Consider the following 23,478-nt stretch of genomic DNA (forward strand, 5'->3'; position numbering starts at 1 on the left):
AACTGTTGTAAGCCGGGCCGCTCCTCGTGTGCGGCATTGCGGCGAAGTTAATAAGAGGTTATAATCTGCAGCCTAATAAAAGTTCTCCGCAGGGTTGTTTGGTGGGGAGTGCTTTCATCTGGTTGGGGAAATACAAGAAGATGGGCAGATGCCCATTTTTTTTTTGTTGAACCGTTTGTAATGGCTCCGCAAGGGGCCATATATGACTTGAATGCGTGTTTTTGCATGTTGTCGGCGCCCAAGTGGTGCTGTCATGCCGAAAACGGGCCTTATTTCTGGAGAATTTCTTGCAGCAGTTGGGATTAATTGAAAAGACAGTTACTGGTCTGGGCTATGAGCTCGTTGATGTCGAACGTGCCGAGCGCGGACTGCTGCGCGTCTTTATTGATTTCAGCGCCGCCGATGCCGCTGAAAAAGGTCCGATCACGGTCGAAGACTGTGCCACGGTGAGTCACCAGTTATCGCATGTGTTGACGGTAGAGAACGTTCCTTACGAGCGTCTCGAGATTTCTTCCCCGGGTCTCGATCGTCCGGTGCGCAAGCTGGAAGACTTTGTCCGTTTCGCAGGCCAGGAAATCATCGTCAAGCTGATGGTGGCGATGCCGGGTACGAACAACCGGAAATCGTTCCAGGGGATCTTGCAAGAACCCGTGGGCGATAAATTGTCGTTGGAATTTGAAGGTAAGGATGGTCCGGCGATGTTGGAGTTTACGCTCGCGGATGTGGATAAGGCACGCTTGGTGCCGCAGGTGGTTTTTAAGGGACGCAAAGCATGAGCCGCGAAGTTTTATTATTGGTTGACGCGCTGGCGCGCGAAAAAAACGTCGATAAAGATGTCGTCTTCGGCGCCCTCGAATTCGCGTTGGCGCAAGCCACGAAGAAACGGTATGAGGGTGAGGTAGACATCCGCGTTTCGATCGACCGCGAAACGGGCGAATTCGAATCGTTCCGCCGCTGGCACGTCGTGCCCGATGAAGCGGGCCTGCAATTGCCGGATCAGGAGATCCTGCATTTCGAGGCAAAAGAACAGATTTCCGATATCGAAGTCGATGACCACATCGAAGAACCGATCGAATCCGTTGAATTCGGCCGCCGTTTCGCCCAGGATACCAAACAGGTTGTCCTGCAGCGCGTGCGTGACGCCGAACGCGAACAGATCCTGGTCGACTTCCTGGAACGCGGCGACTCGCTCGTCACCGGCACCATCAAGCGCATGGAACGCGGCGACGCCATCGTCGAATCGGGCAAGATCGAAGCACGTTTGCCACGCGACCAGATGATCCCGAAAGAGAATCTGCGTATCGGCGACCGCGTGCGTGCTTTCATCTTGCGCATCGACCGCAATATGCGCGGCCCGCAAGTGATTCTGTCGCGCACCGCGCCAGACTTCATCATGAAGCTGTTTGAGCTGGAAGTGCCGGAAATCGAGCAAGGCATGCTGGAAATCAAATCCGCTGCCCGCGATGCCGGCGTGCGCGCCAAGATCGCCGTCTACACGGCCGACAAGCGCATCGACCCGATCGGTACTTGCGTTGGCATGCGCGGTTCGCGCGTGCAGGCTGTCACCGGTGAACTCGGTGGCGAACGCGTCGACATCGTGCTGTGGTCGGAAGATCCGGCGCAGTTCGTCATCGGCGCCCTGGCGCCGGCGAACGTGTCGTCGATCATGGTCGATGAAGAAAAACACGCGATGGATGTCGTCGTGGACGAAGAAAACCTGGCAATCGCGATCGGCCGTTCCGGCCAGAACGTGCGCCTGGCCTCTGACCTGACCGGCTGGAAGATCAACATCATGACGGCCGAAGAATCGGCTGACAAAGCTGCCCAGGAAACGGCTGCCGTGCGCATCCTGTTCATGGAAAAGCTCGATGTCGACCAGGAAGTGGCCGATATTCTGGTGGAAGAAGGTTTCGCCAGTCTGGAAGAAATCGCTTACGTGCCAATTTCCGAAATGCTGGAAATCGAATCGTTTGACGAAGATACCGTCAATGAACTCCGTACCCGTGCGCGTGATGCGCTCGTTACCGAAGCGATTGCTTCGGAAGAGGGTCTGGAAGGCATGGACGAGGCGTTGGTGGGTCTGGAAGGCATGGACCGCATTACCGCCGGCAAGCTGGGTCTGGCTGGTATCAAGACCGTTGAAGCATTTGCAGCACTGGCATACGACGAATTTGGCGCAATCCTGGCCTTGTCTGCGGACCGTGCGCGTGAACTGATTACAAGTGAATTTAAAGATGTGACCGACGATGAGATGAAGTTGGTTGACTCGAAATACGACGATCGTGCCAAGGCGTTGCAAGCCAAGGCATGGAGTCTGGCCGAATCCGCAAAGGCTTAATTTGAGTATCTTTATCATCTCCGCGACACATAGAAAAGAGGACTGAATGGCGAGTAACAACGTAGCCCAATTTGCCACCGAACTGAAGATGCCTGCAGATTTGCTGCTGACGCAGCTGCGTTCTGCCGGCGTCGAGAAAAGTTCGACGTCAGATCCATTGTCGAAAGATGATAAGGACAAGCTTTTGGATCATCTGCGCCGCACACACGGCGCAGCGGCTGACACAGAAAAGAAAAAAATCACCGTGACCCGCAAGGAAACGACTGAGATCAAGCAAGCTGACGCAACCGGCAAATCGCGCACCATCCAGGTGGAAGTGCGCAAGAAACGCACTTTCGTCCAGCGTGACGAAGCTGCGCCGGTCGCCGCTGAACCGGTCGCGCCTGCCGCACCGGTGATCGATCCCGCCGACGTGGCGCGCCGTGAAGAAGAAGCCCGTAAACAGGCTGAACTGATCGCCCGCCAGGAAGCCGATCTGCGCGAAAAGCAAGAACGTCTGGCCAAGCTCGACGCGGAAAAAGAAGCCCAGGCGAAAGCCACGCAACAGGCTGAACTGGCTGCGAAGAAAGAAGCTGAAGCGGAAGCGAAGAAAGCCGCCGCCAAGGCTGCTGCCGCGCCTGCCGCCAGCGCCGCTGCGCCTGTCGTTGACGACGCCGCCGCCGAAGCGAAAAAAGCTGCTGCCGCTGAAGAAGCGAAGAAGAAAGCGGCTGCCGCTGCTGTTGCCGCCAAGGAAGCCGCTGACAAAGCGGAAGCCACCGAGCGTGCACGCAAGGCCGTTGCCGACGAAGTTGCCCAGATCAAGGCCATGATGAACGCGCCACGCCGCGCCATCAAGGCACCGGAACCCGTACCGGTTCCCGTCAAGCCGAAGGCGCCGGAAGGCACCCTGCACAAGCCTGCTGACAAGAAACCTGGCGACAAGCCGGGCGACAAGAAGCCTGCTGTTGCAGACAAGAAATCCATCAAGTCGGCCAATGTGTCGTCCACCTGGTCCGATGACGCGAAAAAACGCGGCACCACCGGTGGTCCCAAGCCACGCGGCAACAGCGGCCCAGGCGGCCGTGACAGCTGGCGCGGTGGCGCGAAGGGCCGTCGCCCGACGCACCATGACGACCGTGAATCGAACTTCCAGGCTCCTACGGAAGCCGTCGTCAAAGACGTGCACGTACCGGAAACGATCACCGTGGCCGAACTGGCGCACAAAATGTCCGTCAAGGCATCCGAAGTCATCAAGCATTTGATGAAATTGGGCCAGATGTGCACGATCAACCAGGTGCTGGACCAGGAAACCGCCATGATTCTGGTGGAAGAAATGGGCCACAAGGCGTTCGCCGCCGAACTGGACGATCCGGAAGCGTTGCTGGCCGATGTGGGCGAACACGCGCACTTCGAAACCAAGCCACGCGCACCGGTGGTCACCGTCATGGGTCACGTCGACCACGGCAAGACCTCGCTGCTGGACTATATTCGTCGCGCCAAGGTTGCATCCGGCGAAGCGGGCGGCATTACGCAGCATATCGGTGCTTACCACGTCGATACGCCACGCGGCATGATCACCTTCCTCGACACCCCGGGCCACGAAGCGTTTACCGCGATGCGTGCCCGTGGCGCCAAGGCAACCGACATCGTGATTCTGGTGGTTGCCGCCGACGATGGCGTGATGCCGCAAACGAAAGAAGCGATTGCCCATGCGAAAGCAGCTGGCGTACCGCTGGTGGTGGCGATCAACAAGGTCGACAAACCAGGCGGCAACGTTGACCGCGTGACGCAGGAACTGGTCGCAGAACAAGTCGTACCGGAAGAATACGGTGGCGAATCGCCATTCGTGCCGGTCTCGGCCAAAACGGGTCAAGGTATCGACGACCTGCTGGAACAAGTGCTGTTGCAAGCCGAAGTGCTGGAACTGACGGCACCGGTCGATGCGCCTGCGCGCGGCCTGGTAGTCGAGGCGCGTCTGGACAAGGGCCGTGGTCCTGTCGCGACGATCCTGGTGCAGTCCGGTACCTTGCGCCGCGGCGACGTGATCCTGGCTGGCTCTTCGTATGGCCGTGTTCGCGCCATGCTGGACGAGAACGGCAAGTCGATCGCTGAAGCCGGTCCTTCGATTCCGGTCGAAATCCAGGGCTTGACGGAAGTGCCGGTTGCCGGTGAAGAAGTCGTCGTCATGGCTGACGAGCGCAAAGCGCGTGAAATCGGTTTGTTCCGTCAAGGTAAGTTCCGCGACGTGAAACTGGCGAAACAGCAAGCTGCGAAACTGGAAAACATGTTCGACCAGATGGCCGAAGGCGAAGTGAAAAACTTGCCGCTGATCATCAAAACCGACGTGCAAGGTTCGCAAGAAGCGCTGGTCGGTTCGTTGCAGAAACTGTCGACCTCCGAAGTGCGCGTACAAGTTGTGCACGCAGCCGTCGGCGGCATCACGGAATCGGACGTCAACCTGGCAGTCGCCTCGAAAGCGGTCATCATCGGCTTTAACGCCCGTGCTGATGCCCAGGCACGCAAGCTGGCCGAGTCGAATGGCGTGGACATTCGCTACTACAACATCATTTACGATGCGATCGACGAGATCAAATCGGCGTTGTCGGGCATGTTGGCACCAGAGAAACGCGAAACCGTCATCGGCCAGGTCGAGATCCGCCAGGTTATCCTGGTCTCGAAAGTGGGCGCGATTGCCGGTTGCCTGGTCACCGATGGCGTGGTCAAGCGTGCTTCTTCCGTCCGCCTGTTGCGCAACAACATCGTGGTGTGGAGCGGCGAGATCGACTCCCTGAAACGCTTCAAGGACGATGCGAAAGAAGTTCGCGCCGGTCTGGAGTGCGGCCTGTCGCTGAAGAACTACAACGACATTCAGGTTGGCGACACCCTGGAAGTGTTCGAAGTCCAGGAAATCGCTCGTACCCTGTAATCACAGAAGTAATGGCGCGGACATATCGTTGTCCGCGCAAACACGTGGGGCGCATTGGTCAACGGGCAACCGTTTGACTCATGCGCCCTGCGGCACTTAGGACAGCATAAAATCATGGCTAAACATAGCAAAACCATGCCAGCGCGCGGCTTGCGCGTGGCCGACCAGATCCAGCGCGATCTGGCTGAAATCGTCGCCTACGAATTGAAGGATCCACGCGTCGGCACGATGATCACCATCACCGAAGTACAGATCACGCCCGATTATGCGCACGCCAAGGTGTTTTTCACGATGTTGAAAGACAGCAAGGAAGCCATCAAGAACACCACCGAAGGCCTGATGGCCGCGTCCGGTTTCATCCGTGGCTTGCTGGGCAAGCGCCTGCACATCCACACCCTGCCGATGCTGCATTTCGTGCACGACAGCTCGACTTCGCGCGGCATGGAAATGTCCTTGCTGATCGACAAGGCCAACGCCACGCGCGCGGCTGACGCCGAGCCGGATGTCAAACCAGAAGCGGACGAGCAATAACAGTGGCGGGTCCGAAGAAACCGCCCGGCATCAAGCGGGTGCGCGACCTGGTCGACGGCGTCTTGCTGTTGGATAAGCCTGTAGGCTGGTCCAGCAATGACGCCCTGATCAAGGCCAAGCGCGTCCTGAACGCGAAAAAAGCGGGCCATACGGGTACCCTGGATCCGTTCGCCACGGGCTTGCTGCCGCTGTGCTTTGGCGAAGCGACCAAGTTCTCGCAGGACTTGCTGGAAGCCGACAAAACCTACGAAACCCTGGTGCACCTGGGGCAGACGACGGATACGGGCGATACGGAAGGCGAAGTGCTGGAAACGCGCGACGTCAACGTCACCGAAGAGCAGATCGAAGCCGTGCTGGCGCAGTTCCGCGGGCCGATTTTGCAGACGCCGCCGATGTACTCGGCCTTGAAACGGGATGGCAAGCCCTTGTATGAGTATGCAAGGGCAGGCATCACCCTGGAGCGCGAAGCGCGCCCCGTGACCATCCACAAGCTCGAGTTCCTCGGCTATGACGCCCCGTTCCTGAAATTGTCCGTGATGTGCAGCAAGGGCACGTATATCCGCGTGCTGGGCGAAGATATCGGCCATGCCTTGGGTTGCGGTGGCCATCTGAACGCCTTGCGCCGCACGCAGGTGGGCAGCCTGACCTTGGACGGCGTCGTCACGCTCGATGAGTTGACTGCGCATGCCGCGCCGTTGAGCCTGCTGGCGCCCGTCGATGCCTTGCTGTCGAGTTTCCCCGCCGTCCAGCTGACGGAAGAATTGGCCAAGCGTTTCCTGCATGGCCAGCGCATCGCGCTGGGCAAGGAAGACGTCGCCGTGCCAAGCGAGCCGGGCAGGGTGCGCGTGTATCACGACAGCAAGCTGCTGGGCACCGGCCAGTTGCAGGAATACAGCATCCTGGCGCCGGAACGCTTGATTGCCACAGCGCATCAATAAGTCACAGCAACGTCATATTACCCAGCGACACTCGTTAAACAGTGTCGCTTTTTTAAACAAACCGTCCCCGACTGCGGGAGCCGCCAGCATTTTTAGATAGCGTTGCAACGCAACATGCTATACTACGCGGTTCCGGAAATAGATTAGCATTCGGGTATCTCGTACACCTTGTACGCACTCCGCAGTTTTTCAGTAACTACTACGACCATGTCAAATACAAAACGCGCAATTCGTAATATCGCCATTATCGCCCACGTTGACCACGGCAAAACCACGCTGGTGGATCAGCTGCTGCGCCAGTCCGGCACCTTCCGTGAAAACCAAGCGGTCGACACCCGAGTCATGGACTCGAACGACCTGGAAAAGGAGCGCGGCATTACGATTCTGTCGAAGAACTGCGCTGTTGAGTACGAAGGCACCCACATCAACATCGTCGACACCCCAGGCCACGCCGACTTCGGCGGCGAAGTGGAACGTGTTCTGTCGATGGTGGACTCGGTTCTGCTGCTGGTCGATGCACAGGAAGGCCCGATGCCGCAAACCCGTTTCGTCACGCGCAAAGCGCTGGCACTGGGTCTGAAGCCTATCGTTATCGTCAACAAGGTCGACCGTCCAGGCGCGCGCCCGGACTGGGCCATTAACCAGACGTTCGAACTGTTCGACAAGCTGGGCGCGACCGACGAACAACTGGATTTCCCTATCATTTACGCTTCGGGCCTGAACGGCTATGCCGGCCTGACCGAAGACGTGCGCAGCGGCGACATGAAGCCAATGTTTGACGCCATCCTGGAACACGTTCCAGTGCGTGACGACAATCCTGAAGGCCCGCTGCAAATGCAGATCACCTCGCTGGACTACTCGTCGTACGTCGGCAAGATCGGCATTGGCCGCGTCAACCGCGGTACCGTCAAAGTTGGTCAGGACGTGCTGGTCATCAATGGTCCAGGCGCCACGCCTATCAAAGGCCGCATCAACCAGGTGCTGAACTTCAAGGGCCTGGAGCGCGTGCTGGTTGACGAAGCCGTCGCCGGCGACATCTGCCTGATCAACGGTATCGACGAAATCGGCATCGGTTCGACCCTGTGCGCAGTCGATACCCCGGATCCGCTGCCGATGCTGACCGTCGACGAGCCGACCCTGACCATGAACTTCATGGTCAACAATTCGCCACTGGCTGGCCGCGAAGGCAAGTTCGTTACCTCGCGCCAACTGCGTGACCGTCTGGACCGCGAACTGAAAGCCAACGTTGCTCTGCGCGTTTCGCCAACCGACGACGACACGATCTTCGAAGTATCGGGCCGCGGCGAGCTGCACCTGACGATTCTGATCGAAAACATGCGTCGCGAAGGCTTCGAGCTGGCCGTATCGCGTCCACGCGTGGTCTTCAAAATGGTTGATGGCGTGCGCCACGAGCCGTTTGAAAACCTGTCGGTTGACGTGGAAGAAGTCAACCAGGGCGGCGTCATGGAAGAACTGGGCCGTCGTCGTGGCGACCTGCAAAACATGGAATCGGATGGCAAGGGCCGCGTGCGTCTCGAGTACCTGATCCCGGCGCGTGGCCTGATCGGCTTCCAGGGCGAATTCATGACCCTGACCCGCGGCACCGGCCTGATGAGCCACGTATTCCACGAATACGCGCCAGTCGACAACACCCGTGGCGAAATGGCTGGCCGTCGTAACGGCGTGCTGATCTCGCAAGATGACGGCGCCGCTGTTGCTTACGCGATCTGGAAACTGCAAGACCGCGGCCGCATGTTCGTGTCGCACAATGACCCAGTCTACGAAGGCATGGTCATCGGTATCCACTCGCGCGACAACGACCTGGTCGTCAACCCGATCAAGGGCAAGCAGCTGACCAACGTGCGTTCGTCGGGTACCGACGAAGCGGTGCGCCTGGTACCACCAATTCAGATGTCGCTGGAATACGCAGTCGAATTCATCGAGGACGACGAACTGGTGGAAATCACGCCTAAATCGATCCGTCTGCGCAAGCGCTTCCTGAAAGAGCACGAGCGTAAAAAAGCGTCGCGCGATGCGTAATCTGTTGTAGCGCATGGCCTGCGGGCCATGCCACGCTCAAGCCCGTTGCTCCGCCTATCCTTCACCGGTGAGGCGCGCAGCGGGTTTGTCATTTGCAGCTCCTGTTTTTGTAGACACCATGACTTCCTCTTCTTTGCCTTCCCGCCGCCTGTCCGTCGCCCCGATGATGGACTGGACCGACCGCCATTGCCGCAAGTTCCACCGCGAAATCACGCGCCACACCTGGCTCTACACCGAGATGGTGACGACGGGCGCGCTGGTGTACGGCGACGTGGAGCGCCATTTGCGCTTCAACGAGGAAGAGCATCCGGTGGCGCTGCAGCTGGGCGGCAGCGATCCGAAGGACCTGGCCACCAGCGCCAGGCTGGGTCAGCAGTGGGGCTACGACGAGGTCAACCTCAATTGCGGTTGCCCGTCCGAGCGCGTGCAGAAGGGCGCATTCGGCGCCTGCCTGATGGCCGAGCCGCAACTGGTGGCCGACTGCGTGAAAGCCATGCGCGACGTGGTCGACATCGACGTCACCGTCAAGCACCGTATCGGCATCGATGACAGCGAGTCGTATGACTTCGTGCGCGATTTCGTCGGTACCGTGGCCGATGCCGGCTGCAAGACGTTTATCGTGCATGCGCGCAATGCCATCCTGAAAGGCCTGAGCCCGAAGGAAAACCGCGAAGTGCCGCCACTCAAGTATGACTATGCCTACCGCTTGAAGCGTGATTTTCCCCAGTTCGAGTTCATCATCAATGGCGGCATCAAGACGCTGGAGGAAATCGACCTGCACCTGCAGCACCTGGACGGCGTCATGCTGGGCCGCGAGGCCTATCACAACCCCTACGTGATGGCGCAGTTCGACCAGCGCTATTACGGCGACGACACGCCCGTCAAAACGCGTGAACAGGTGCTCGAAGCGATGATTCCGTATATCAGCGCGCAGCTGGAAAAAGAAGCGGGGCGATTAAAACTGAACAGCGTCACGCGCCACATGCTGGGCCTGATGCAAAACCTGCCCGGCGCGCGCGGCTTCCGCCAGACCTTGTCCGATTCCAAGAAGCTGGCCTCGGGTGATCCGCGCTTGCTGCTGGAAGCGGCGGCGCGCTTGTCCTTGCCTGCCTGATGCGCGGCGACGTCCATGTCCATGCACAGCAGTTGCATGGCTACCTGCAGGCTGTCACAGCATTGAAGGATGATGGCAGTCTGTTTCTGTGCGAGTATCTGGGGCCCGTCGCGCCGCAGGCATCGCTCGACGCGCTGTGCCGCACGCTGAAGCTGGAGCCGGACGGCATGCGCCTGCAGCCGATCGAGAGCATGGACTGCAGCGGCGCCTTGTGCACGCCGCGCCAGTGGCTGCTCGAACGCTTGCTGCCGATGAGCGAGGCGGACCGCGAGCCGCTCGACGCCCGTTTATATGATGGTTTCGAGGCCGAACTGGCCGAACTGTTCGGTAGCGAGCCGCACTGGTATCAACTGGTATCATCGGGTCAGGGCAGCCTGGCTGGTCGATTGGGCGCCATCTGGAGCATCTTTGTCTTCGGCACAGACGGCCACGCCTATGTGATGCATTGCAGCTGGGACCGCTAATCCAACTTGTCTATACCGGTGCCCTTGCGCACTGGTATTGTCCGCACTACCCCCTCCTCTGAGTCCCTCTCCCCAAACGATGTCATATGGCTATGCCATGTGTTGTAAATGCGCTGTTTCGGCGCACGCCCGCACTGTCGTGGGGCATTTCTATGGGGCAAGAAACGGCGTTGTTGCCATTTCCCCGAAGAAAGTTAATCAGCCATTTATTCGGGTACTTATTGCTTGCTTTGAGGCAAAATTTACACCTATAATTGATTATAGACAAATATTTCTCATATGAATGTTTGATGTTGATCTCGCATCATCTGTGTCAAAAATTCAGTGTGTAGAACAAATTTGCATTCGCAGTCACTGGCGTTTTCAGGGCTGTTGTAGATCAGGAAGTACCCCAGGCTGCGTGCGGCCGGAGACCGCCAGCATACCAATGGGTAAGGGCGGATGCCGGTGTTGCGCAGCCTTCGTCTTGTCGTGCCGGGCAAAAATCCTTATCAATAGTTTCATTTACGAAGAGCCGAAATGAATTTAGCAAAAATGAAGGTTGGTACCCGCCTGGGCCTGGGTTTCGCCCTGGTACTGGTTCTGCTGGTGGCCGTGACCGTCCTCGGCATCGCGCGCATGGCGCAAATCCAGGAACGTCTCGATCACGTGATCAATGTCAACAACGTCGTCACCCGCCTGGTGATCGACATGCGTGGCAACGTCAGCGACCGCATCACTTCGCTGCGCATCCTGACCCTGATGACGGACGCGGGCGATATGGAACCTGAAATGGCGCGTATCAAGACGCAGACGAGCACCTATCAGGAAACGCAGAAGAAGCTCGAAGAGAAATTCGCCGTCGAGTCGACTCCGGAAGAAAAAGCCCTGCTGACCTCGATCAAGGAATACGAAGCGGCCGCCATGCCAGCCATCGCCAAGGCGTCGGCGCTGTGGATGGCCAACGATGCGGAAGGCGCCACGCGCGTGATGATCAAGGAAATCCGCCCGGTACAGAAAAAATGGATGGAAGCGCTGGAGCAACTGGCCGTGCTGGAAGACAAGCTTAACGAGCAGATGCAATCGGACGCCCGCAAGGCCTTCGACAGCGCGCGCCTGTTCATGATCATCCTCGGCGTACTGGCCGTGGCGATGGGCGTGGCGGCGGCACTGGTGATTACCCGCGGCTTGCTGAAACAGCTGGGCGGCGAGCCTGACTACACGGCATCGATCGCCGGCAGCATCGCCAATGGCGACCTGTCGATCGGCATCCATACGCAGCCTTCCGATACGTCCAGCCTGCTGGCGGAAATGAAGGAAATGCGCAACAGCCTGGTGGGCATCGTCGGCCAGGTGCGCGTCGGTACGGAAACCATCGGCACGGCGTCACGCGAAATTGCCGACGGCAATATCGACCTGTCGTCGCGCACGGAAATGCAGGCCAGCGCGCTGGAAAAGACGGCATCGGCCATGGAAGAGCTGACCTCGACCGTGAAACAGAATGCGGACAATGCGCGCGAAGCCAACAAGCTGGCCGCCACTGCTTCGGACGTGGCCCTGAAGGGCGGTTCCGTCGTGTCGCAAGTGGTAGACACCATGAGCTCGATCAATGAATCGGCGAAGAAAATTGTCGACATCATCGGCGTGATCGATGGCATCGCCTTCCAGACCAACATCCTGGCGCTGAACGCGGCCGTGGAAGCGGCACGTGCCGGCGAACAAGGCCGCGGCTTTGCCGTGGTGGCGTCGGAAGTGCGCAACCTGGCCCAGCGCTCCGCTGGCGCGGCGAAGGAAATCAAGATCCTCATCGACGATTCGGCCGAGAAGACGGAACGCGGTACGCGACTGGTCGGCCAGGCTGGCGTGACGATGGGCGAAGTGGTCGACAGCGTGCGCCGCGTGACCGACATCATGAGCGAGATCGCCAGTGCCAGCCAGGAACAAAGCGCCGGCATCGAACAGGTCAACTTGTCGATCATCGAGATGGATGGCATGACGCAGCAAAATGCGGCCCTGGTCGAACAGGCAGCCGCCGCGGCGCAAAGCCTGCAGGACCAGGCGGCCGAACTGGCCCACGTGGTCAGCATCTTCAAACTGGTCGACGGCGAAGAGAAGCCGGCGGCGTATGTGCCGGCCCCCGTGGCTGCCGCGCCAGTGGCCGTGCGCAAGCCGGCGCCGGCATTGCGTCCGGTCAAGTCGCTGACCCGCAAGACCGAAGCAGCCGCTCCCGTGGCGGCTGCAGCGCCACGCAAGGCGGCAGGCGCCGGCAGCAATGACGAGTGGGAAGAGTTTTAAGCGCGGCCAACAGCGCACCGGAAGTTGTAATTACCGTATCTGATAATCATGGGGAAGCACATGTTTGAGAATAAGCGTTTGATGAGTGTTGCAGCAGCCTTGCTGGTATCCGTTTCTTCCACCGCCTTCGCGGCCGAGGTACCGGCATCGTTCGATGCCAAGAACTGCAAGGCCGACTATCCGAAAGCCTCGCTGATGAACGAAGAGCAGGGCACCGTGTCGATGTCCTTCCTGGTCAACGCCGATGGTAGCGTTGCCGATTCGAAAGTCGACAAGAGCAGCGGCTTCAAGAACCTGGACAAGGCCGCCATCAAGGCCCTGTCCGCATGCAAGTTCAAGCCGGGTACCAAGGATGGCGCCGCGGCGCAAACCTGGACCAAGGTCGACTACGCCTGGAAGCTGGACTGATCCATATTTGCCGGGAGCGGCGCTCCCGGCATGGCCGACTCCGCTACGGGCGGCGCCTGCAAGGGTGCCGCCCGTACTGTTATGTGCGCCAGCCAACGGCACTGTCGCCGCCGATTCTGTTACCCTCGAAACATACCTTCGGGATCTCCCATTACAAGAGGCCTACCATGCAGCGCATCCTGACACTTTCCTCCCTGGCCGCCAGCGGCTTGCTGCTTTCCGCCTGCGCATCGCTGGGCACGCCCGTGGGCTTGCAGGCGGGGCAGACCGTGGCCGTCGTCAATAGCCTGAGCTGGGACAATCCCCTGACGGGCAAGCGCGACGGCGTGCGCACCAGCTGGCCCATCAAGGATGGCAAGATCGCCCCTGAATATTTTCCACTGGCGCAGCTGAAGCAGTGCGAAGCCGGCGGCAAGCCTTGCGCCTGGGGCGTGATGCGGGCGCAGCGCGGCGCACCCACGCTGAGCTATGCGGACGGCGGCATCGACCTGGCCGTGAGCGTGGCCATCGACGTGGCGCGGCGCCAGGATGCGCGCCAGGGCGAGACGCAAACGGCGATGGCGATTCCGCAGGATGTGGCCGCGCTGGCTGGCCGGCAACAAGTGCAACCCAGCTGGAAATTGAAGTATGGCAAGGTCGAGCAGGTCGAGCTCGATTACGGCGTGCGCTACCAGGTGTGCGTGCAGCGCTACGATGCGGCCGGCAAGGCCATCGATACCTGCGCGATTCCGTTTATTTGAGGAAACATGCGGCATGGGCCGCTTGTGGCGCGATTGCTACATTTCATGTTGCGGCGTGCGTCGGCGTGTAACAATCGGTAAAAGCACAGCAAAGCACCGCGTAATTTCTTATAGTACTTAATTAAGCAGTACACATTAGGAGAATTGCGATGAAAACCCTGTTGGCAGTAATCTCGCTGGCCGCCCTGGGTGGCTGCGTCGTGGCGCCCCCCGGTCCTGCGTATTACGGTTCGCGCGCGCCGCAGGGAGCCTACAATCCTTACGACTGGCATACGGTCTCGTCCGAGCCGGTGCAGTCGGGCCGCGTGATGAGCGCGCCGCGCGTGGAATATACGAATGAGCCCGTGTATGTGCAGCAGCAGCCGGTGTACGTGCAGCAGCCCGTGTATGTGCCGGCGCCAGTCTACGCGCCGCAACCGTATTATTACAATCCGCCCGTATCGATCGGGCTGGACTTCATGTTTGGCTTTGGGCGCTACGGTGGACACCGCGGCGGCTGGGGCGGACATGGCCGCTATCACGGCCGCCGCTAATGTAGCGTGCTTGCATGCAGGACAAAGCCGGACAAGCGTTGCTTGCCCGGCTTTGTCATTTTACTAGTGGAAATACACCGAACCCTGGTGCAATACGTCCGCCGAGCACAAGATGTACATCGCCGCCGCTGCCAGACCTATTTGCAAGGCGCCAAAGCTGATCGGGATGAGGCGGGACATGTCGTACTCCTGAGTGGTGTGGAATGTGGTCAGGCTTTCATCATAGGATGAGTTGATGCCTTTGGGCATCGGATGAATGTCCGCTACCGTGTAGGACAACACCTCGTGCCTGGCGCCCCGCCTCGCTCTCCGGAAGGCTAGCGGTTTTTCCAGCGCACGACGGGCTCTTCCGGCGCCGTGTCCGGCACGTTCGAGATCGCCAGCCAGTGCGTCAGGCGTTCCGGGTGTTTGAGATTGATGCCCATGCCATCGATGATGCCGACCTGTTCCAGCATGCGCGCATCGATTTTCGCTTTCGACACCGTGGGCGCGCCCATGACCATGCGGTCATACGCCTTGCGCGCCTTGTGTTCCCACTTGTGCAGATTGCTTTCGTCGAAGCGGTTCGCTTCGAAGTACACGGTCAGGGTGCCATCGAGGTTGCCGAAGCCGACAATGCCCGCGCCCTTGCGGATGGTGGTGGTGTTGTCGATATCAAATTCCGCCGTCGGCACGAAAATGCCGGCGCGGCCGTCGATGTCGGGACGTCCCACGGGCGTTTCCTTGCCGTAGGAACTCGTTTCGGTAATGGTTTTTTCTGCGGACATGGTGCGTGTGCGGTGGCCGTGCCGGGAGCGCTATCGGGCCCGGTGGTGCCAGCCTTCCTGTTCAAAAAATGCGTGCTGATGATCAGGGCGGGGTAGGGGCCCTGGCGGAGCGATGCTTGGCATTGCTTGATACCCCGCTATTGTAGCGTCAATTTAATTCTTCTTGGCAACATTTCCTGAAAATTATGCTCCCGTCTTTCCATGAAAAAGCCGCCCGGCCATGGCGGCGGGGCGGCTGATGTGCGACGCTAGATCAGGCTCAGGCGGCGTTCTTGCGGCGCACCACAAAACCCAGCAAACCCAGGCCCAGCAGCATCATGGCGTAGGTTTCCGGTTCCGGCACGGCAGCCATCACCGACACATTATCCAGATAGGAACCATAGGTCGGCGCGGAGACGGGGCCGATCGATTCGAAGCGCAGCAGGCTCGACGAGCCGAGCGCCGTCACGTTCTGGCTGTAGGTTTGCCACACGCCGGTGGTCGTGCCGACCAAGGCCGTTGGCGTCAGCAGGGTCGAACCCCAGTAGACGTTCATCAGGCTGCTCGCGCCGCCTGGCGTATTCGGGCGGCCCGAGTAGGCGAACGACAACGCATACGTGCCGCCGGCCGTGGTGGCGATCGACTGCGAGACGGAAGTCAGGCGCTCGGCATTGAGTTCCAGGTATTGCGTGCCGGCAGCGGCGACGGGGTTGAAGCCGCTCTGACCGCCTTGCGTGGCTCCCTTCTGGATTTCAAACGCAGTGTTGCCGCTGACGGACGAGGTCCAGCCCGTTACGGCGCTCAATTGCGCGAACGGCGTGCTGATGGCGTTGCTTTCGAAGCTACCGTTGATGACCAGTTCGGTCGCGGCATTGGCGGCGCCGGCAGTGATCAGCGAGGTGAACGCGGCAATCTTGAAGAGGGTGGCAGGCATGTTCATGTAAGGTCCGCTTTCTTATCTAATGATTAATTTAATTTCCTAAATGATATTAAAGAATATCACTAAAACTCACCGGAAGTAGAGATTTTTCGCTAAAAATTTTGTAATTGTGAAATCATTTGTGTTTAAAATGAAAATAATTTCCATGGCGAACTTGTTGCGCGTACGTCCAAGGGGGCGCGGCCATGCTTCTGCTTGCATCACAGCATCTTTGTGACATCAGGGGGCGAAAAAAAACCTGCATCGAAAACACAACGGTGCAGGTTTTACAGGGTGCGCGCGCCAGGCACGCTGCCGGATCAGAATGCCAGGCGACCCTGCAGGTAGACCATGCGCGGCGCGCCCACTAGCTTGCCCAGATTGCCGTCCGAGGTGCGCGTGAAGTAGCGCTTGTCGGCGAGGTTGTTGACGCCGGCGACCAGTTCCAGGCCGTTCTGGCCCGGCACTTTCCATTTCACTTGCGTGTTCCAGGTACGGAAGCCGGGAATCACGCCCAGGCTGCCAGTCGGATTTTCCGCCACGGTGTTGGCTTCGTCGGCGAACTGGCGGCTCTGGTGGCTGCTCGACAAATCAAAACCCCAGGCGCCCAGCTGGTAGTGGGCGCCGACGGTGTCCGTGGTGCGCGAATAGAAGGGCACGTCGTTGCCCGCGTTCGCGCCATCCTGCAAGGTGGCCTTGGTGTAAGTGTAGGTGGCGTAGGCACTCAAGCCGGCCAGCGGGCCGGACTGGTCGAAGTGGTAGTCGATGGCCGATTCCAGGCCCCGGTGGTGCGTGGCGCCCACGTTGTAGAAGACCACGTTTTCGCCGCTGCCGACGGACTGGATCTGGTTGTCGAACTTGATGTTGAACAAGGTCGCTTCGGCCGATAGCTGGCCGCTCTTCCAGCGCGCGCCCAGTTCGGCTGTTTTCGCCAGTTCCGGCTGCAGCGGGTTCTTGCTCGATTGCGCATTGAGCTGCGTATTTTGCACGGCGCCAAACGAGCTGTTGTAATTGCCGAACAGGGTGACGTTGTTATTGAGCAAGTAGGCCACGTTCAGCGAGGGCAGGGCCTTGTTGTTGAGCAGATCGATCTTCTGGTCGGTCGGCAAGTGGTTGAAGCGTTCCGTCTTGATGTGCTCGTAGCGCACGCCGGGCGTGATGCGCCACGCGTCGATGGCGATCTTGTCGTCGATATACACGGCTTGCGCATCGGTCGAATTGTCGGCGAAGCGCGTCGGCTTTTGTTGCACGCCGGTGGCGATGACGACGTTGTAGATGGTCTCATCGGCCCGTTCGGCCAGGTAGCGGTAGCCGACGGTGACGTCCTGCGACACCTTGCCGGTCGTAAAACGCTGCGTGTAGCGCGGTTCGATGGCCGTCGTCTCATAGTTGCGCGGCTGGTGGCCCAGGTTGTCTTTGCTGATCAGGGTGCTTTCGCGCGAGCTCTTGTAGTAGTAGCCGCGCACCTCGAATTCCTGCGTGCCGGACAGGGCGTTCAGGTAGCCGATGTCGAAGGCCTTGCGCTCGCCGCTCCAGAAGTCGGTCGGGCGCGTGTTCTGGAATGGGTCAGCCTTGTATTGCGCGGCGCTCAAACCGCCCGGCGTGCGCGACGTCACGTCATAGTAGGACAGCTTGCCGTACACCTCGGCCGTGGGGCTCAGGTCGTAGCGGAATTTGAGAGCGAAGTCGTTGACCTTTTCATCGCTGCCCACGCGCCAGTCGCTGCCGCGAATGCCCGAGTACAGCACCGCCAGGCCCAGGCCGCTGTCGAGCTGGGTACCGGCAAAGACGCTGGCTTGCGTGTTGTGGCCCACTTCGCTGTACGAGTTGTAGCGCACGGTGGCGTCGCCCGTGATGCCTGGCGTGGTGGGCACGCGGCGCGTCTTGAAGTTGATGATGCCGCCCACGTTTTGCGGGCCGAAGCGCACGGCGCCGCCGCCGCGCACCACGTCGACCGTCTCGACATTGGCCAGGCTGACGGGCGCGAACGACAGTTGCGGCTGGCCATATGGCGCCACCGACATCGGGATGCCGTCCAGCAACACCGTGCTGCGCGGCGAATAGCGCCCAGCCAGGCCGCGCACGCCGATATTGAGGGAGATGGCGCTGCCGGCGCTGCCCGAGTTGTCGCTGATCTGCACGCCGGGAATGCGGCGCATCACGTCGCTGAGGCTGGTTGCGCCCGAGTTCTCGATATCGTCTTTTTGCACCACGGTGCGCGCGCCGGCGAAATTTTTCGTGCTGGCGGCCATGCTGGTGCCCAGCAGGTTGCTGCTGACCTGGATCGATTCCAGGATGGGACCGGCGTTATCGGCAGTATTAGCTTGCTGTGCCTGCGCGGCGATGGGCGCGTTCAGGCAGGCGAGGGCGATGGCCAGCGCGCATGGGCGCAGCGAAAAGGGCAGTGTGAAAGGTGTGGCAGCCATGCATGGATCTCCGTAATGACAATGTTTGCGCGGGCAATCGGGCGGCGCGACAACATCGTGGCGTGGACATCCGGCGCAAGGGGATGATAATGATAATGATTCTCATTTTATCCGTCAATTGCGAGTATTGCGTAGTGGAGGCATGACCGCTTGCGAGGTGGGAAAGTGTTGCTGGCGCGGTACAGCGGGTGGCTTCGATTGCCGCGTGGCACCATTGCTCGGGTGCGGCGGCATTGTGCGCGCTTCTTGTATACTCGCGTTTTTGCAGCCGTCAGACGTGAACGTACAATGAGCCAGACAACTGAAACGACACCAGGCAATTCCTCCGTGGAACGCCGTCAGGGCGACCAGCCGGCAAGTGCTGCGCGCAAATTAAATCTCCTGGTGGTCGACGACAACCAGGAAGTGGGCGAATCGCTGGCCATGCTGCTCGAAGCGCTGGGCCACCACGCCGTGGTGGTGCGCAACTGGCAGATGGCCGTCGAGCAAGTCAAGCTGTGCGTGCCCGACGCCGTCTACCTCGACATCGAAATGCCCGGCATCAGCGGCATCGAAATCGGCCGCCGCCTGCATAACAATCCCGACACGGCCAACGCCGTGCTGATCGCCGTCACCGGCCACAGCCTGCCCATGTACATGGACGACGCGCTGGCCGTGGGCTTCCGTCACTTCCTCGTCAAGCCCGTGCGCCTGGAGGATTTGGCAACGACGGTGCAGTCGGTGCTGGCGGGGTAGTCTTTTCGCTGCCACGCCTGATCGGTGGTCAGGTGTTCAGCGCTGCGGCGCGAAATTGCAAGCCGAGTGCATGCGTCACCTTCAAAATGGTGTCGAAGCTTGGATTGCCTTCGCCGGACAAGGCCTTGTACAAACTTTCCCGTCCCAATCCGGTATCCTTGGCAAGTTGCGTCATGCCGCGCGCCTTGGCAATGTTGCCGAGCGCTTTGGCGATGAAGGATGCGTCGTCGCCCGCTTCTTCCAGGCAAGCTTCAAAGTAGGCGACGATATCCTCTTCGGTTTTGAGGTGCTGCGCGCTATCCCACTTGTTGAGTTTTTGTATCATCAGACCTCCTGGAGTATTTGCGCGAGCCGCTGCGCCGTTTTGATATCTTTTGCTTGCGTTGATTTGTCGCCGCCAGCGAGCAGGATGATTATTTCCATGCCGCGCTGGGTGAAATAAACGCGGTAACCGGGACCACAATCAATTCGCATTTCCGAAACGCCGCCACCGACAGGTTTGCAATCGCCAAAGTTGCCGTCTTCGGCACGGTCAATACGGGCCTGGATGCGGAAAAAAGCTTTCCGATCCTTCAACTGGCTGAACCAGTCATCGAACGTGGCGGTGGTATGGATGCTTTTCACGCATACAAGTGTATTCTTTGGGATACGATAAATCAAGCGTATGCATCAAGTTTGATTGTTGTGCGCCGACCAGCTTCGTTCGCTGATGCGCTCGCCTGACATGTTGTGGAAGGGCGGCTGATGTTGCCTCATGCATGTGTTCGGAAATGAAAAAAGGGTTACAAGCCGAAGCATGTAACCCTTTGATTTTCCTGCTAATTCTGTGGGGTGGCTGATGGGGCTCGAACCCACGACAACAGGAATCACAATCCTGGACTCTACCAACTGAGCTACAGCCACCACTGTCTTACTTACCTGTTTAGCTGTTTTGCTGAACAGGTGCCGAATTATACAAAGAACTCGGCAAAGTGGCAAATCTAAATGCAGTCTTTTTTAAAGAATCGAAAGATTGCATGAAAACGGTCGCTTTTGCTCTCACACCGCTCACACGGACAGGTGTTCGACAGGCGGCTGCAAGTCCAGCAAACCGGCGAAGGCTTGCGCCAGGGCTTCGACCTTGGCCGTCGTGTAGCCCAGCAGCCGTGGCGCGTCGTTGCCGCTGCGGCGCAGGCTGGCCGCGTCGAGCAAACGGGCCAGCTGGCGCGCCACGGCGTCGCCGGTGTCGACCAGCGTGACAGGTTTCGACGTATGCGCGCGCACCGTGCGTTCAATGGCGTCTTGCACGAAGGGGTAGTGGGTGCAGCCGAGCACGAGGGTATCGACGCCTTGCGCCAGCAGGGGGACGATATAGCGGTCGAGCATGGCGCTGGTGGCATCGAGCGGGTCGCTGCCCATCGCGGACTGTTCGATGCGTTCGACCAGGCCGACGCAGGGCTGCAAGATGAACGTGGCACCGGTCGCGCTGCTGACTTGTTCGCGCAAGGCCAGCAGCTTGTCGCCGCGCAAGGTGCGCTCGGTGGCCAGCACGCCGATCTTGCCGTTGCGGCTGATGGCGGCCGCCGGTTTCAGACCCGGTTCGACGCCGACGATGGGCAGGTCCGGGTAGCGCGCGCGCAGCGCCTTGATGGCGGCGATGGTGGCCGTGTTGCAGGCAACGACCAGTGCTTTCGCGCCTTGCTGCAGCAGGTAGCTGGCCACTGCCAGTGAACGGTCGATCACCTGCTGTTCCGTCTTGTCGCCATACGGTGCATGGCCGGAATCGGCAAAGTAAATCAGGTCTTCCTGCGGCAGCTGCGCGCGGATATGGCGCAGCACCGACAGGCCGCCCACGCCGGAGTCAAAAATGCCGATGGGCGCGTCGGGGTGGGCATTGCTTGCAATAGAAGTCATGGGGAACCGGAGTAGATAAAAAAACGCCGCGCTGGAATGCCGCGCGGCGTTAATGGTAGAGCTTGTTTAAGCAACCGTCACGGGAATCTTGCTGACGCTATTGAGTTGCTCGATCTTCGCCTGCCACTCTTTCGGGCCCGTGTTGTGCACCGAGGTGCCTTTCGCATCCACGGCCACCGTCACCGGCATGTCGACCACGTCGAATTCGTAGATCGCTTCCATGCCCATGTCGGCAAAGCCCAGCACCTTGGCGTGCTTGATGGCTTTCGACACCAGGTAGGCGGCGCCGCCGACGGCCATCAAATAGGCCGACTGGTGCTTCTGGATCGATTCGATGGCGACCGGGCCCCGTTCGGCCTTGCCGATCATGGCGATCAGGCCGGTTTTTTCCAGCATCATGTCGGTGAATTTATCCATGCGGGTGGCGGTCGTTGGACCGGCCGGGCCGACGGCTTCGTCGCGCACCGGGTCGACGGGGCCGACGTAGTAGATCACGCGGTTCTTGAAATCGACCGGCAATTCTTCGCCCTTGGCCAGCATGTCCTGGATGCGCTTGTGCGCGGCGTCGCGGCCCGTCAGCATCTTGCCGTTCAGCAGCAAGGTCTGGCCCGGCGTCCACGAAGCGACTTCTTCTTTCGTCAGGGTGTTCAGGTCGACGCGCTTGGATTTTTCCGTGTCCGGCGTCCAGTGTACTTCCGGCCACGACGACAGCGATGGCGGTTCCATGTAGGCCGGGCCCGAGCCGTCCAGCACGAAGTGGCCGTGGCGCGTGGCGGCGCAGTTGGGGATCATGGCGACAGGCTTCGACGCAGCGTGTGTCGGGTGCATCATGATTTTCACGTCGAGCACGGTCGTCAGGCCGCCCAGGCCTTGCGCGCCGATGCCCAGCGAGTTGATCTTGTCGCACAGCTCGATACGCAGCTCTTCCAGCTTGTTTTGCGGGCCGCGTTGTTTCAGCTCAAACATGTCGATGTCTTCCATCAACACTTCCTTGGCCATCAGCATGGCTTTTTCAGCCGTGCCGCCGATGCCGATGCCCAGCATGCCAGGCGGGCACCAGCCGGCGCCCATGGTTGGCACGGTCTTCATGACCCAGTCGACCAGCGAGTCGGATGGGTTCATCATGATCATCTTGGATTTGTTTTCCGAACCGCCGCCCTTGGCAGCGACTTTCACGTCGACGGTATTGCCTTCGACCAATTCCATGTGCACGACGGCTGGCGTGTTGTCCTTGGTGTTCTTGCGGTCGAAGTGCGGGTCGGCCACGATGGAAGCGCGCAGTTTGTTGTCGTCGAAGTTGTATGCGCGGCGCACGCCTTCGTTGACGGCGTCGGTAACAGTGCCGGAGAAGCCTTCGAAGCGCACGCCCATGCCGATTTTCAGGAAGACGTTGACGATACCCGTGTCCTGGCAGATAGGGCGCTTGCCTTCCGCGCACATGCGCGAGTTGGTCAGGATTTGCGCGATCGCATCTTTTGCCGCCGGGCTTTGCTCGGCCGCGTAGGCGCGCGCCAGGTGCTCGATGTAATCAGCAGGGTGGTAGTAGCTAATGTACTGCAACGCTGCGGCGACGGATTCGATCAGGTCTTCTTGCTTTATGACAGTCATGGTGTTCTCGCGGTGGATAAGAAGGGTAAGACTTTGATGCTGTTTGCTAATCAGTATAGGAGCGCCGGAATTTAGTGGGGCGCCCTGGCTTGGTTCTGGGTCACCGTCATGATGCGGTCGGTGTACGCAATGGCCATGGCCGAAATGATGAAGACCATGTGGATTACCGTTTGCGCAATGATCACTTCCATCTTGTAGGAATTGGCATTGATAAATGTCTTCAACAGGTGGATGGACGAGATGCCGATGATGGCCATCGCCAGTTTCGTCTTCAGCACGGAAGCATTTACGTGCGACAACCATTCCGGCTGGTCTGGGTGGTCATCGAGGTGCATGCGTGAAACGAAGGTTTCGTAGCCGCCAATAATGACCATGATCAGCAGGTTCGAAATCATCACCACGTCGATCAGGCCTAATACCACCAGCATGATGGTCGCTTCGTTCAGCTTGGTCGGCAGGGCGCTGCCCGGCACGGCAACGGCCGTCAGCACGTGCTGCAGGGCTGCATCATTGCCGAACACGGCGCCGATCAGGTCGGACAATTCCACCCAGAAATGGAAGACATACACGCATTGTGCGAGGATCAGGCCCAGGTACAGCGGCAACTGCAGCCAGCGCGACATGAAGATGAAGGAGGACAGCGGGTGCAGCTTGGTATGTTTGGATGACGGTGGTAGGTGGTCGATCATGTGGGGTTTCCTGGGGGAGTAAATACCAATTTTTGGTATGCCCGACATTTTACACTTGCTGCTGATTACTGCGCATGGCCTTGCTTCTGATTATTAGGTTTGATGAAACAGGAAGTGGTATTGAACCTTCGGCGCAGCGTGCATTTTCCCAGTGAAAATACTGTACGGCGTCCCCTT

At 59.4% G+C, this 23,478-nt stretch carries 21 protein-coding genes and 1 tRNA gene; 13 read left to right on the forward strand and 9 right to left on the reverse strand.

Features of this window, described 5'->3' with window-relative positions; all coding sequences use genetic code 11:
- The first annotated feature begins 287 nt into the window (after window positions 1-287).
- From rimP to FG13_RS24540, 12 genes are all read left to right on the forward strand, one after another.
- Complete coding sequence (gene rimP / locus FG13_RS24485; RefSeq protein WP_035828693.1) at window positions 288-776, forward strand: ribosome maturation factor RimP; 489 nt, start codon at window positions 288-290, stop codon at window positions 774-776.
- On the forward strand, window positions 773-2,338 hold the full coding sequence (nusA, locus tag FG13_RS24490; RefSeq protein ID WP_035825194.1) for a transcription termination factor NusA: 1,566 nt from the start codon (window positions 773-775) through the stop codon (window positions 2,336-2,338). Before rimP ends, nusA begins: the two co-directional genes overlap by 4 nt.
- 46 nt (window positions 2,339-2,384) lie before the next feature.
- Window positions 2,385-5,243: a translation initiation factor IF-2 gene (gene infB, locus FG13_RS24495; RefSeq protein ID WP_035825196.1), complete on the forward strand. Its 2,859-nt coding sequence runs from the start codon at window positions 2,385-2,387 to the stop codon at window positions 5,241-5,243.
- A 114-nt stretch (window positions 5,244-5,357) separates the two neighbouring features.
- The gene (gene rbfA, locus FG13_RS24500; RefSeq protein WP_035825200.1) at window positions 5,358-5,774 is read left to right on the forward strand and encodes a 30S ribosome-binding factor RbfA; all 417 of its coding nucleotides are present in this window, start codon (window positions 5,358-5,360) and stop codon (window positions 5,772-5,774) included.
- 2 nt (window positions 5,775-5,776) lie between these two features.
- Window positions 5,777-6,712 carry a tRNA pseudouridine(55) synthase TruB gene (gene truB / locus FG13_RS24505; protein ID WP_051959407.1) on the forward strand — a complete coding sequence of 312 codons (936 nt, stop codon included), beginning with the start codon at window positions 5,777-5,779 and terminating at the stop codon, window positions 6,710-6,712.
- A gap of 207 nt (window positions 6,713-6,919) precedes the next feature.
- Window positions 6,920-8,752, forward strand: coding sequence for a translational GTPase TypA (gene typA, locus FG13_RS24510; protein ID WP_035825203.1), 1,833 nt, complete (start codon window positions 6,920-6,922; stop codon window positions 8,750-8,752).
- Between the two features lie 118 nt (window positions 8,753-8,870).
- On the forward strand, window positions 8,871-9,866 hold the full coding sequence (gene dusA, locus FG13_RS24515; RefSeq protein ID WP_035825205.1) for a tRNA dihydrouridine(20/20a) synthase DusA: 996 nt from the start codon (window positions 8,871-8,873) through the stop codon (window positions 9,864-9,866).
- Complete coding sequence (locus tag FG13_RS24520) at window positions 9,866-10,330, forward strand: hypothetical protein (protein ID WP_035825207.1); 465 nt, start codon at window positions 9,866-9,868, stop codon at window positions 10,328-10,330. Before dusA ends, FG13_RS24520 begins: the two co-directional genes overlap by 1 nt.
- Before the next feature lie 534 nt (window positions 10,331-10,864).
- A complete protein-coding gene (locus FG13_RS24525; RefSeq protein ID WP_035825209.1) occupies window positions 10,865-12,604 on the forward strand; it encodes a methyl-accepting chemotaxis protein in 1,740 nt (579 codons plus the stop codon).
- Between the two features lie 60 nt (window positions 12,605-12,664).
- Window positions 12,665-13,012 (forward strand): energy transducer TonB, encoded by a 348-nt coding sequence (locus FG13_RS24530; RefSeq protein ID WP_035825210.1) that lies wholly within the window; start codon window positions 12,665-12,667, stop codon window positions 13,010-13,012.
- A 167-nt stretch (window positions 13,013-13,179) separates the two neighbouring features.
- A complete protein-coding gene (locus tag FG13_RS24535; RefSeq protein ID WP_035825212.1) occupies window positions 13,180-13,752 on the forward strand; it encodes a hypothetical protein in 573 nt (190 codons plus the stop codon).
- A 149-nt stretch (window positions 13,753-13,901) separates the two neighbouring features.
- A complete protein-coding gene (locus tag FG13_RS24540) occupies window positions 13,902-14,285 on the forward strand; it encodes a hypothetical protein (RefSeq protein WP_035825214.1) in 384 nt (127 codons plus the stop codon).
- A 317-nt stretch (window positions 14,286-14,602) separates the two neighbouring features.
- Here the strand turns inward: FG13_RS24540 and FG13_RS24550 are convergent, their stop codons facing one another.
- From FG13_RS24550 to FG13_RS24560, 3 genes are all read right to left on the reverse strand, one after another.
- On the reverse strand, window positions 14,603-15,052 hold the full coding sequence (locus FG13_RS24550) for a hypothetical protein (protein ID WP_035825219.1): 450 nt from the start codon (window positions 15,050-15,052) through the stop codon (window positions 14,603-14,605).
- Window positions 15,053-15,311: 259 nt separating this feature from the next.
- Entirely contained in the window at window positions 15,312-15,971 is a 660-nt protein-coding gene (locus tag FG13_RS24555) for an FxDxF family PEP-CTERM protein (protein WP_035825223.1), read from the reverse strand.
- Between the two features lie 299 nt (window positions 15,972-16,270).
- The gene (locus FG13_RS24560) at window positions 16,271-18,376 is read right to left on the reverse strand and encodes a TonB-dependent receptor family protein (RefSeq protein ID WP_035825226.1); all 2,106 of its coding nucleotides are present in this window, start codon (window positions 18,374-18,376) and stop codon (window positions 16,271-16,273) included.
- Between the two features lie 288 nt (window positions 18,377-18,664).
- Here FG13_RS24560 and FG13_RS24565 point away from each other — a divergent pair, with 288 nt between their 5' ends.
- Window positions 18,665-19,111, forward strand: a complete 447-nt coding sequence (locus tag FG13_RS24565) for a response regulator (RefSeq protein ID WP_081922697.1) — start codon at window positions 18,665-18,667, stop codon at window positions 19,109-19,111.
- A gap of 28 nt (window positions 19,112-19,139) precedes the next feature.
- Here FG13_RS24565 and FG13_RS24570 read toward each other — a convergent pair whose 3' ends face one another.
- From FG13_RS24570 to FG13_RS24595, 6 genes are all read right to left on the reverse strand, one after another.
- Complete coding sequence (locus FG13_RS24570) at window positions 19,140-19,436, reverse strand: addiction module antidote protein (protein ID WP_035825229.1); 297 nt, start codon at window positions 19,434-19,436, stop codon at window positions 19,140-19,142.
- Window positions 19,436-19,735, reverse strand: coding sequence for a type II toxin-antitoxin system RelE/ParE family toxin (locus FG13_RS24575; protein ID WP_035828697.1), 300 nt, complete (start codon window positions 19,733-19,735; stop codon window positions 19,436-19,438). The genes FG13_RS24570 and FG13_RS24575 overlap by 1 nt, the downstream gene beginning before the upstream one ends.
- A gap of 203 nt (window positions 19,736-19,938) precedes the next feature.
- Window positions 19,939-20,014, reverse strand: a tRNA-His gene (locus FG13_RS24580).
- 144 nt (window positions 20,015-20,158) lie between these two features.
- A complete protein-coding gene (gene murI, locus FG13_RS24585; protein WP_035825232.1) occupies window positions 20,159-21,004 on the reverse strand; it encodes a glutamate racemase in 846 nt (281 codons plus the stop codon).
- Between the two features lie 66 nt (window positions 21,005-21,070).
- Entirely contained in the window at window positions 21,071-22,612 is a 1,542-nt protein-coding gene (locus tag FG13_RS24590) for a fumarate hydratase (RefSeq protein ID WP_034784516.1), read from the reverse strand.
- Window positions 22,613-22,683: 71 nt separating this feature from the next.
- Window positions 22,684-23,301, reverse strand: coding sequence for a YqhA family protein (locus FG13_RS24595; RefSeq protein WP_035825234.1), 618 nt, complete (start codon window positions 23,299-23,301; stop codon window positions 22,684-22,686).
- Window positions 23,302-23,478: the final 177 nt, after the last annotated feature.

The sequence above is a fragment of the Janthinobacterium sp. RA13 genome, from assembly GCF_000745325.1.
GTDB classification, from domain to species: domain Bacteria; phylum Pseudomonadota; class Gammaproteobacteria; order Burkholderiales; family Burkholderiaceae_D; genus Janthinobacterium; species Janthinobacterium rivuli.

Coding starts and splice junctions, on each gene's coding strand:
- FG13_RS24570 (WP_035825229.1), bottom strand. CDS start 19,436: ATGATACAAAAACTCAACAAGTGGGATAGCGCGCAGCACCTCAAAACC.
- FG13_RS24525 (WP_035825209.1), top strand. CDS start 10,865: ATGAAGGTTGGTACCCGCCTGGGCCTGGGTTTCGCCCTGGTACTGGTT.
- FG13_RS24560 (WP_035825226.1), bottom strand. CDS start 18,376: ATGGCTGCCACACCTTTCACACTGCCCTTTTCGCTGCGCCCATGCGCG.
- murI (WP_035825232.1), bottom strand. CDS start 21,004: ATGACTTCTATTGCAAGCAATGCCCACCCCGACGCGCCCATCGGCATT.
- FG13_RS24550 (WP_035825219.1), bottom strand. CDS start 15,052: ATGTCCGCAGAAAAAACCATTACCGAAACGAGTTCCTACGGCAAGGAA.
- FG13_RS24590 (WP_034784516.1), bottom strand. CDS start 22,612: ATGACTGTCATAAAGCAAGAAGACCTGATCGAATCCGTCGCCGCAGCG.
- FG13_RS24540 (WP_035825214.1), top strand. CDS start 13,902: ATGAAAACCCTGTTGGCAGTAATCTCGCTGGCCGCCCTGGGTGGCTGC.
- FG13_RS24565 (WP_081922697.1), top strand. CDS start 18,665: ATGAGCCAGACAACTGAAACGACACCAGGCAATTCCTCCGTGGAACGC.
- FG13_RS24595 (WP_035825234.1), bottom strand. CDS start 23,301: ATGATCGACCACCTACCACCGTCATCCAAACATACCAAGCTGCACCCG.
- typA (WP_035825203.1), top strand. CDS start 6,920: ATGTCAAATACAAAACGCGCAATTCGTAATATCGCCATTATCGCCCAC.
- FG13_RS24520 (WP_035825207.1), top strand. CDS start 9,866: ATGCGCGGCGACGTCCATGTCCATGCACAGCAGTTGCATGGCTACCTG.
- rbfA (WP_035825200.1), top strand. CDS start 5,358: ATGGCTAAACATAGCAAAACCATGCCAGCGCGCGGCTTGCGCGTGGCC.
- dusA (WP_035825205.1), top strand. CDS start 8,871: ATGACTTCCTCTTCTTTGCCTTCCCGCCGCCTGTCCGTCGCCCCGATG.
- FG13_RS24555 (WP_035825223.1), bottom strand. CDS start 15,971: ATGAACATGCCTGCCACCCTCTTCAAGATTGCCGCGTTCACCTCGCTG.
- FG13_RS24535 (WP_035825212.1), top strand. CDS start 13,180: ATGCAGCGCATCCTGACACTTTCCTCCCTGGCCGCCAGCGGCTTGCTG.
- nusA (WP_035825194.1), top strand. CDS start 773: ATGAGCCGCGAAGTTTTATTATTGGTTGACGCGCTGGCGCGCGAAAAA.
- infB (WP_035825196.1), top strand. CDS start 2,385: ATGGCGAGTAACAACGTAGCCCAATTTGCCACCGAACTGAAGATGCCT.
- FG13_RS24530 (WP_035825210.1), top strand. CDS start 12,665: ATGTTTGAGAATAAGCGTTTGATGAGTGTTGCAGCAGCCTTGCTGGTA.